The organism is Patulibacter medicamentivorans, assembly GCF_000240225.1.
Lineage (GTDB): Bacteria > Actinomycetota > Thermoleophilia > Solirubrobacterales > Solirubrobacteraceae > Patulibacter > Patulibacter medicamentivorans.
The window spans coordinates 1-9,340 of sequence record NZ_AGUD01000187.1; the positions used below are offsets into that span (position 1 = coordinate 1).

The window sequence follows — 9,340 nt, forward strand, 5'->3', positions numbered from 1 at the left end:
CGCCCCCCCCCCCCCCCCCCCCGGCAGCGAGAGAGACAGCGTCTCTTGACAGTCGGAACGGGCCGGGCTAATGTGGTGCCGACAGTGCGTCTGGACGTATTGTTTCCGTTGGTTGCGTGAGGGAGAGGAAGCACCGTGATCGAGCAGTCCACCACCGTCAGCGGGCCGCCCGTCGTCGAACGTCCCCCGGGGACCGCTCGCGCCGGGGGCCGCACGCCGACCGCGGCCGCGGCCGCGGCCGTGGAGGCGCCGGAGCCCGAGGTCGCCCGGGCACGGCGCGGCATGATCGTCCTGTGGGCGGTCATCGGCGCGGCGTGGACCGCGTTCTGCGTCCAGGCAGGGGTCCGCTGGGTGCTCTCCGACGACTTCGGGCCGGCCGCGTTCGCCGACGACCAACGGATGCCGGACTGGTCGTTCTGGGCGATGCGGACCGTGGAGATCTTGAGCATCGCCCTGGCGCTCTGGATGATCTGGATCTACCTACTGCGGCCGCTCGTGCGCAGCCGGCGCCTGACCCTCGACGGGATGATCGTGATCGGGTCGCTGCTGCTGATCACGATCGACCCGATGATCAACTACTTCCACTACACGTTCGCGTGGAACGCGCAGGCGCTCAACCTCGGGACCTGGCACTTCACGTTCCCGTTGGCGTCGGAGGACGTGGGGGTCTACGCCGAGGGCCTCGCCTGGGCCGGCCCGATGTACCTGTACCTCGGGACGGGCATGGCGGCGCTGATGATCCGGATCATCACCTGGATGCGCCGCCGCAATCCCGCCGTCTCGAACCTCCGGTCGTACGGCACCGCGACGCTGGCGATGCTGCTGCTCGACCTGGTGCTGGAGATGGCGCTGGTGCGCTCGCACGTCTACGCGTTCCCGCGGACGATCGAGGCCTTCACTCTGTTCCCCGGCAGCGAGTACCAGTTCCCGGTCTACGAGAGCCTGTTCGTCGCGCTGTTCGCCCTCGGCTTCTGCGCCCTCAGGATGTCCGCGATCGAGTCGCCCGACGGCCTGTCCTTCGTCGAGCGCGGGGTCCAGCGGATCAGACCGGGAGCACGGACGGGGACCCGCCTGCTGGCCGTCATCGGGTTCTGCTTCGTCTGCGGGTTCCTGAGCTACTTCGCGACCTGGAGCTGGGTCTCCAACAACGTCGACTCCTACAACCCGAAGGTGCCGTCCTACATGCTGCCGACCCACCCCGGCGGCAGCTGACCGCGGCCGGCGGTCAGCCCTCGGCCACGTCGGCCGTCATCGGCGGTCCGAGCAGGCTTAGGAGGTCGGCGACCTGCTGGCGGGACGGCGCTGGCAGGCCCTGGCGCAGGACGTTGAGCATCAGTCCCTCGGAGAGCATGAACGCGGCGGCGGCCCGTCCGAGGCCGTCGGTCGCTGGTCGTCCGCCGAGTGGTTGGACGGCCTGGGCGATCGTCGCGAACTGCCGACCGATCAGCGGTTGCAGGTCCGGCTCGTGGGACGCCGCCATGAAGAGCTCGATGCGGGCGATCGAACGGGGGCGGTGCTCGTCCTCGAGCCAGTGGACGACGAGGCCGGCGACCGCCTCGGCCGTCGCGGCCGGGTCGTCGCGGAGGCTGTCGGGCACCGCGGCGACCATCGCCTCGATGTCGGCGAGGTCCAGTGCGTAGAGCCGCTCCAGCGCCAGCCGCAGGATGTCCACTCGGCGGCGGCAGTAGTACGAGGTCGAGCCGCGCGCGATGCCCGCCTGGTCGTCGATCCGGTGGTGGGTCAGGGCCCGCACGCCGTGCGCTCCCACCAGCGCCAGGCACGCGTCTGCGATCAGGCGACGTCGCTCGTCCATTTGACTGCCACGCTATCCGGCTGGTAGTCCTCTGCAAATGCAGAGCCAGGGGGGCGACACCGCCAAGGGCCTCGACCGTCGGACGCTCGTGCGGGCCGGAACGGCGTTGGGCGCCGTCGCGATCGGGGCCCGTCCGGCGGCCGCGGTCGCCTCCGCCGCGCCGCGCTGCGCCGATCGTTACCTCGGCTACCGCCCGGCCGACGAGCGCCAGCCGTACGCCAAGTACATGAAGGATCGCGTCGATCCGCCGCAGCCCCAGGTCCCCCGCGCGCTCGCCGCCGCCGCGCTGCCGAGCCGCCAGGTGCCGGAGCGCCAGGCGCTCTCCGCCGAGCTCCACGATCCCGGGTACGCGCCGGTCGAGACCGGGTTCGGCCGCACGCGGAGCGGCGAGATCTGGGTCGCATGCCTGACCGACATGCCGCGCGTGGCGCCGGCGATGTGGGACTGGTGGTTCGCCTGGCACAGCTACGACGGCGCGCGCTACAAGCTGTGGCATCCCGAGGCCCACGCCTACGCCGCGCTGCGCAGCGATCGCCGCGCCGACCCGTCGCTCACGGATCGGCAGCGCTACCGCGGCAACACGTCCTACGTCGACGAGTACATCGGCGGGCGCCTGGACCAGCTCGCGATCAGCTTCCAGGACCCGGCCCGCTACGGGATCGACGAGCGACGCTTCGACGGCACCGTCATCTGCGGCACCGTCGGCACGGCGCTGCTGCCGGTCAACGTCGGGCTGCTCGTGCACCAGGTCCGCCCGACCGCGCGGGGAGCCGAGATGCGCAGCCGCTTCTACCTCAACGTCCCGGGGCTGCGCGGCCTCGATCCCGCCGGGATCTCGTGCGCGGTCCGCCGCGGCGCGGTGCTCCCGCGGTCGATCACGTTCGACCTGCGCTTCGGCGCCGCGCTCCTGCGCCACTGCGGCGAGGAGATGAACCACCTCGCACGGTTCCTGCCCGAGCTGCACGCCGAGTTCGGCGGATCGCGCTCGTGAGCCCCGCCGCCGGCGTCGCCGGCACCGCGAGCTCGGTGTCGCCGGTCGCGGCGACGAAGGCATCGACGAGCGTCCCGCGAACCGCCGTGCGGAGTGGGTGGGTCCCGGTGCGCCAGCGCCGCACCAGCGAGCGCCCGCGACGGTCCCGCTCGGCGATCACGTTCCAAGTGCCCGGCAGCGTCGCGAACACCGGACTCGTGCCCCGTGTCGCCCACGCCAGCCAGCGCTCCTTCTGGCTCTCGCAATGCACGAACGCCGGCCGCGCACCCAGGCGGGCTGTCGGCCACGGTCTGGACCCGCGACCGCGACCGCGGGCTGCAGATCGCCCAGCGGCTCGAGGTCGGCGGGGTCAACGTCAACGACGTCTACGCCAACCTCTTCGCGCTCCCGCTCCCGCACGGCGGCTGGAAGACCTCCGGCCTCGGCGCCCGCAGCGGCGGCGCCGCCGGGGTCCTCAAGTACTGCCGCCGGCAGGCCGTCACCGTCAGCCGCCGCTTCGGCAGCGAGATCGAGGCGAGTGCGGTCGCTTCCGGGTCCACACCCTTCCACGGCCGCCGCTGGCCCGTGAGTCGCACCGGTACCCGTACTCGTGGATGCGCGGGACAGCGCTGGCCCGCGCGGTCAGGCTGCTCGGCGCCCCCGGCTGGCGCGGGCGACCGCGCCGAGCCGCGGCGACGGTCAGTGGCGGTCGGCCGCCTGCGACAGCGTCTCCACCAACAGCGGGCGGACGGTCGACCAGGCGTCGATCCGGCGGCCGTCGAGCTGCGGCTCGAACAGCTCGGCGACGGCGACCCCGCGGACGGCGTGGAGCACGAGCTCCAGCTCGGGGGCGAGGTCCTCCGGGGCGCCGAGCTGCTGGATGGCGTCGCGCAGGAATGCGCCGCTGACGTCGCGCAGGTGACGCTCCAGCGGCTCGAGGTGGCGGCGCAGATCGGGGTCGTCGGAGGCCGCGATCCAGAGCTTCAGCACGGCCCGGAAGAGGTCGCTGGTGAAGTCCTCGTGGAGGATGTCGACGAGCGTCCCCGCCGGGTCGTCGGTCTCGTGGATCCTCCGGGTCCGCCGCCGCATGGTCGCCACCCGCCGGTCGGCGAGGTGCTCGATCGCCTCGGTGATCAGCTCGGCGACGTGCGGGAAGTGGTGCGTCTGCGCCCCGCGCGAGACTCCCGCCAGCTCGGCGACGCGGCGACCGGTCGTGGCGGGGATCCCGCCGTCGACGAGGCTCTCGATCGTCGCGTCGAGCAGCTTGCGCCGGGTCTCCTCGCGGCGTTCCTCCTGCGTCCTGCGCGGTGCCGGGCTCATCGCGTCGCCCGTTTCCGGGCCGCCGAGGGCAAACTTGCGAGCGTCATTGTTCGTATGTTACGCTCACGACGGAGAGAGAGGCCAGCGGGGTGCACCCCGGGCGACGCCTGCCGTCGTTCCGAGAACCCAAGGAGAGAGCTGTGCCGACCGTCGCCGGAACGCTGACCAATGCAGCGAGCCGCACCCCCGATCGTGAAGCCCTGGTCTTCGGTGACCGGCGCTGGACGTACCGCGAGCTGGACCGCGAGGTCAGCGGTGCCGCCGCGACGCTCCAGCGCCACGGCGTGGGGCGGGGCGACCGCGTCGCGCTCGTGTCGGCGAACTCCGATCGCTTCGTGGTCGCGTTCTACGCCGCCTTGCGGGCCGGCGCGATCGTCGTGCCCGTCAACCCGGCGCTCGCCGTGCCCGAGCTCGAGCACGTGCTCGCCGACGCCGAGTGCCGGCTGGCGCTCGCCGACGCCGCGGCCGCGGCGAAGCTCGACGGCCTGACGGACGGGCGGGGCACGACCGTCGCCGTGCTGCGGCTCGACCGCGCCGACGGGCCCGACGCGCTCGTCGGCGACGAGCCGGGGGCCTTCCGCGAGGTCGAGGTCGCGGAGGACGACGACGCGCTGATCATCTACACCTCCGGCACGACCGGCAAGGCGAAGGGGGTCCTGCTCGATCACCACCGTGTGATCTGGGTCGGCGTCAACGCGATCGCGGTCGCCAAGCTGACCGACGGCGCCCGCCTGCTGCATGTGGCGCCGCTCTACCACGCGGCCCAGCTCGGGATCATGCTGATCAGCGGCACGATGCTCGGCGCGACCCACGTCGTGCTCGCGGCGTTCGAGCCCGGCCGGGTGCTCGAGACGCTCGAGCGCGAGCGGATCAGCTCGTTCTTCGGCGTCCCGACGATGTTCGAGCTGCTGCTGCGGCACCCCGAGCTGGCGCGCCGCGACCTGTCGGCGTGGCGGACCGGCATGTTCGGCGCGGCGCCGATGCCGGCCGCGACCGTCGCACGGCTGCTCGACGCGCTGCCCCATGTCGAGGTGATGCAGCTCTGCGGCCAGACCGAGGCCGGGCCCGGCGGGATCTACTCGTCCTTCGACGACGTCCGCGAGCGGCCCGACGCCAGCGGCCGCACGCCGCTCCCCAACACCGAGGCCCGCGTCGTCGGCGAGGACGGCCGCGAGGTCGGCGACGGCGAGGTCGGCGAGCTGCTGCTGCGCGGCGAGACGATCATGAAGGGCTACTGGCGCAACCCGGAGCAGACCGCGGAGGCGATCCGCGACCGGTGGCTCCACACCGGCGACCTGGTGCGCCGCGATGTCGGCGGCTTCATGACGATCGTCGACCGGGCGAAGGACCTGATCATCACCGGTGGGCGCAACGTGTACTCGGTCGAGGTCGAGAACGCGGTGGCGGCTCATCCGGCGGTGCTCGAGTGCGCCGTCGTCGGGCGCCCGCACGAGGTCTACGGCGAGAGCATCGTGGCCGTCGTCGTCGCCCGCCCCGGCGAGCGCGTCGACCGCGACGACCTGCGGGCGTCGTGCGCCGAGCTGATCGCCGACTACAAGCTGCCGCACGACGTTGTGCTGGTCGACGCCCTGCCGCGCAACGGCTCGGGCAAGGTCCTCAAGCGCGTCCTCCGAGAGCGCGTCGCGGTCCCGGTCTGAGGACCGCATGCTGCGGAGGGGGATGCTCGCCGCGACGGTGGTCGTGGCCGTCGCGGCCGTGCTCGCGTTGCGCGGTGGCGGCGAGGCGTACCGGGTCTCGATGACCGTCGTCGACGCCGGCCAGCTCGTTGACGGCAACGAGGTCCGCGTCGCCGGCCGGGTCGTCGGCAAGGTCGACGGGATCGAGATCGCCGACGACGGACGGGCCCGGATCGGCCTGCGGATCGACGACGAGCGGTTCCGGCCCCTCCACCGCGGGACCCGTGCCGTGCTGCGCAACAGCTCCCTGTCGAGCGTCGCAGGCCGGTTCGTGAGCCTCGAGCCCGGACCCGACGACGCTCCAGCGATCGCCGATCGCGGCGCGATCACGGCCGAGGACGTCCGCGCGATCACCGACATCGACGAGGTCCTCAACGCCTTCGACGGCGTGACGACCGACGCGCTGCAGACGATGGTCGCCGGCACCGCGACCGCGTTCACCGGGGTCGAGCGCGAGGCCCAGCGCGCCGTCCGCGATCTCGACCCGGCGATCCGCGAGGTCGGCGAGCTGACCGCCGCGCTGAGCGCCGACCGCCCGGCCCTGACCGGGCTGCTCGTCGACGGCGCTGCCACCGCGACCGCGTTCGCCGAGCGCGGCGACGACGTCACCGCCGGGATCGCCGACGCCGCCACGACGCTCGGGGCGACCGCGTCGCGGACGCGCGAGCTGCGGCGGATCGTCGCCCGCGCGCCGGCGACGCTGACGGCGGCCCGACGCGCGTTCGCCGGGCTCTCGCCGCTGCTGCGCGAGGCCCGGCCGGTCGTCCGCCAGGCGGCCCGCTCCGGCCGCCCGCTCTCCCGGGTCCTGCGCCGCGTCGTCCCCCTGAGCCGCCGGACCACGCCGGTGCTGCGCGACCTGCGCCGGACCCTGCCACCGCTGACGACCGCCCTCGAGCGGCTGCCCGCGCTCGCCGACGCCGGCGTACCCGCGCTGCAGGCGACGACTGCCGCGCTGCGCCCGCTGCGGCCGGCGATCTCCGACCTCCGCGCCTACACGCCCGACATCGTCCACGGCCTCGTCGTCGGATTCGGCGGCAAGGCCGCGTCGATCTACGACGCCAACGGCCACATCGGCCGCCTGGAGCCGGTCTTCGACATGGCGACGATGCCACGGGCGCTCGACGGGCTCTGGCCGCTGGCGGCGCCGCTCGACGGCCTGCTCGGGACGACGCTCGGCGGCGTCTCGACCGGCAACCTCCGCCGCTGCCCCGGCGCGGCGACGCAGCCGCCGGCCGACGGCAGCGCCCCGGTCCGCGTTCCCGGATGCGACCCCACCCAGGTCCCGCCCGGCACCGCGTCCGGCCGAGGTGCCCGATGACGCGCCGGCGGCGGCTGGCCGCGCTCGCGGCCGGCGGACTGCTGCTCGCCGGCTGCGGCAGCGACGGCGGGACGGGGACGACGACCCGGATCGACGCGCTCTTCGACAACGCGTCGTTCCTGACCTCCGGGCAGGAGGTCCGGATCGCCGGCGCACGGGTCGGCCAGGTCACCGACGTCGGGCTGGCGGCCGGCCGCCGCGCGCGGGTCTCGCTCGCGGTCGACCGCCGGTTCGCGCCCTTCCGGGCCGACGCGACCTGCACGATCAAGCCGCAGTCCCTGATCGGCGAGCGGTTCGTCGACTGCGATCCCGGCACACCGGCGGCGGCGCCGCTGGGCGAGCGCGACGGCGTGGCGGTGCTGCCGGTCGCGCGCACCCGCAGCCCCGTCGACCTCGACCTGCTGGTCGCGATGCTCGGCCAGCCGACAAACGTCCGCCTGCAGCTGCTGCTGAACGAGCTCGGCGCTGCCGGCGCGGCGCGCGGGCCTGCGCTCGCGGCGAGCATCCGCCGCGCCAACCCGGCCCTCGAGCACGCGAACGCGGTGCTCGGGATCATGGCCGACGAGCGCGTCGCCGTCGACCGGCTGCTGCGCGCCGGCGACGAGGTGCTGTCCCACCTCGACCGCCGCCGCGGCGACCTCGGCCGGCTGCTGCGCTCCGGCGACGTCGCGCTCGCCGCGACCGCCCGCCGCGGAACGGCGATCGAGGACGCGATCGACCAGCTCCCGGGAACGCTCCGCAGCGCCCGCCCCGCCCTCGAGCGCTTCGCGGCGCTGACTCGCGCCGCCCGCCCGGTGGTCGCCGACCTCGGCACCGCGGCGCCGCAGCTCGAGACCGTCGCCCGCGACCTCGGGCCGTTCTCCCGCGCGGCCCGCCCCGCCCTCCGCCGGCTCGCCCCGACGCTGCGCCGCGCCCGGCCCGTCCTGATCGCCACCGCCCCGCGCGCGACGGCGCTCGCCTCCGGGCTCGAGCGGCTGGCGCCGGCGATCGGCGAGACCGCGACCCTGACCGCCAGCCTCGAGGCCAACGGCGTGCTCCAGCGCGCGCTCGTCTTCGCCTACCAGGTGGCGCTGGCGACCGCGCGCTACGACGACGTCTCGCACATCCTGCCGGCGCGCCTGAACGTCAACCCCTGCATCATCCAGACGAGCGTCGCCCAACCGGAGTGCTCGTCGCGCTTCACCGACCCGGGGACCGTCGGCGGCGACGGCGGCCGGGCGCTCGCGCGGCGCCTGCGGGCGATCCTCGGCGACGGAGGTCGCGAGCCGGGTCGCCGACCGGCGGCGCCGGCCACGCGCGAGCGCGACGTCGCCGCTCGCGCGGCCCGCCAGCGGGAGGCGGGACGATGAGAGCTCGTCGCTCCTCGCTCGCCGCCCACCCCGGGCTGATCGGGGCCGCGGCGATCCTGCTCGCGATCGTCGCGACGGTCCTCGCCTACAACGCGAACAGCGGGCTGCCGTTCGTCGCGACCTACGACCTCCGCGCCGAGTTCGCCGACAGCCGCCAGCTGGTGACCGGCGACGACGTCCGGATCGCGGGCAAGCGGGTCGGGTCGGTCGTCGCGATCGACCCGGTGCTCGACGGCGATCGCCCGATCGCCCGCGCCACGCTGCGGCTCGACCGCGACGTCGCCGAGCTGCCGGCCGACACGACCGCCCGGATCCGGCCGCGCGGCGTGATCGGCGCGAAGTTCGTGGAGCTCGTCCCCGGACGCAGCCGCCGGACGCTGCCCGCTGGCGGCACGATCGCCGTCGCGCGGACCTCCGCGTCGCTCGACCTGCAGGACCTCAACGACACCTTCGACCGCGCGACGCGCCGAGGATTCCGGACGGTGGTCCGGGCGATGTCCGACGGTCTCGCCGGCCGTGGGCAGGCGCTCGGCGACGTGATCGACGCGACCCCCGTCGCCGCCCGCCGCGCCGCCACGGTGCTCGCCGCCCTGGCTGATCCGCGCACCGACCTGCGGGGGCTGCTGCGGCACGGCGCCGGCCTCGCCGAGGCGCTGGCCCCGGTCGCCGGCGACCTCGCCGCGACGGTTGGCCACCTGGCCCGGATCGCGGACGCGATCGTCCGCGAGCGGCGCGCGTGGCAGTCCTCGCTGGTCGAGCTGTCCGCCACGCTGCGCGCGACCCGGACCGCCGCGCGCCGCCTGACCCCGATCCTCGCCGAGGCGCGCGCGCTGGTCGTCGACGCCCGGCCCGCGGTGGCCCGCCTGCCGCGAG

General features: G+C 74.7%; 8 protein-coding genes and 1 pseudogene. 7 read left to right on the forward strand and 2 right to left on the reverse strand.

What is annotated here, in order from left to right; genetic code table 11:
* Positions 1-135: 135 nt before the first annotated feature.
* Positions 136-1,212: a spirocyclase AveC family protein gene (locus PAI11_RS11125; protein ID WP_007574573.1), complete on the forward strand. Its 1,077-nt coding sequence runs from the start codon at positions 136-138 to the stop codon at positions 1,210-1,212.
* Positions 1,213-1,225: 13 nt separating this feature from the next.
* Here PAI11_RS11125 and PAI11_RS24280 read toward each other — a convergent pair whose 3' ends face one another.
* Positions 1,226-1,813, reverse strand: coding sequence for a TetR/AcrR family transcriptional regulator (locus PAI11_RS24280; protein WP_007574575.1), 588 nt, complete (start codon positions 1,811-1,813; stop codon positions 1,226-1,228).
* A 37-nt stretch (positions 1,814-1,850) separates the two neighbouring features.
* On the opposite strand from PAI11_RS24280, the gene PAI11_RS11135 reads away from it, so the two are divergent.
* Complete coding sequence (locus PAI11_RS11135) at positions 1,851-2,804, forward strand: DAPG hydrolase family protein (protein ID WP_007574576.1); 954 nt, start codon at positions 1,851-1,853, stop codon at positions 2,802-2,804.
* A gap of 273 nt (positions 2,805-3,077) precedes the next feature.
* A pseudogene (locus PAI11_RS28120) lies at positions 3,078-3,296 on the forward strand (aldehyde dehydrogenase family protein); the annotation flags it as partial.
* Between the two features lie 186 nt (positions 3,297-3,482).
* Here the strand turns inward: PAI11_RS28120 and PAI11_RS11140 are convergent.
* Positions 3,483-4,103 (reverse strand): TetR/AcrR family transcriptional regulator, encoded by a 621-nt coding sequence (locus tag PAI11_RS11140; protein ID WP_007574578.1) that lies wholly within the window; start codon positions 4,101-4,103, stop codon positions 3,483-3,485.
* Between the two features lie 140 nt (positions 4,104-4,243).
* Here PAI11_RS11140 and PAI11_RS11145 point away from each other — a divergent pair, with 140 nt between their 5' ends.
* The 4 genes from PAI11_RS11145 to PAI11_RS11160 form a co-directional block, all read left to right on the forward strand.
* Positions 4,244-5,761 (forward strand): class I adenylate-forming enzyme family protein, encoded by a 1,518-nt coding sequence (locus PAI11_RS11145; RefSeq protein WP_007574580.1) that lies wholly within the window; start codon positions 4,244-4,246, stop codon positions 5,759-5,761.
* 7 nt (positions 5,762-5,768) lie between these two features.
* Entirely contained in the window at positions 5,769-7,118 is a 1,350-nt protein-coding gene (locus PAI11_RS11150; RefSeq protein WP_007574582.1) for an MlaD family protein, read from the forward strand.
* Positions 7,115-8,467 carry an MlaD family protein gene (locus tag PAI11_RS11155; RefSeq protein WP_007574583.1) on the forward strand — a complete coding sequence of 451 codons (1,353 nt, stop codon included), beginning with the start codon at positions 7,115-7,117 and terminating at the stop codon, positions 8,465-8,467. The genes PAI11_RS11150 and PAI11_RS11155 overlap by 4 nt, the downstream gene beginning before the upstream one ends.
* On the forward strand, positions 8,464-9,340 hold an 877-nt coding region (locus PAI11_RS11160), incomplete at its 3' end, for an MlaD family protein (protein WP_040599923.1). The genes PAI11_RS11155 and PAI11_RS11160, both read left to right, overlap by 4 nt.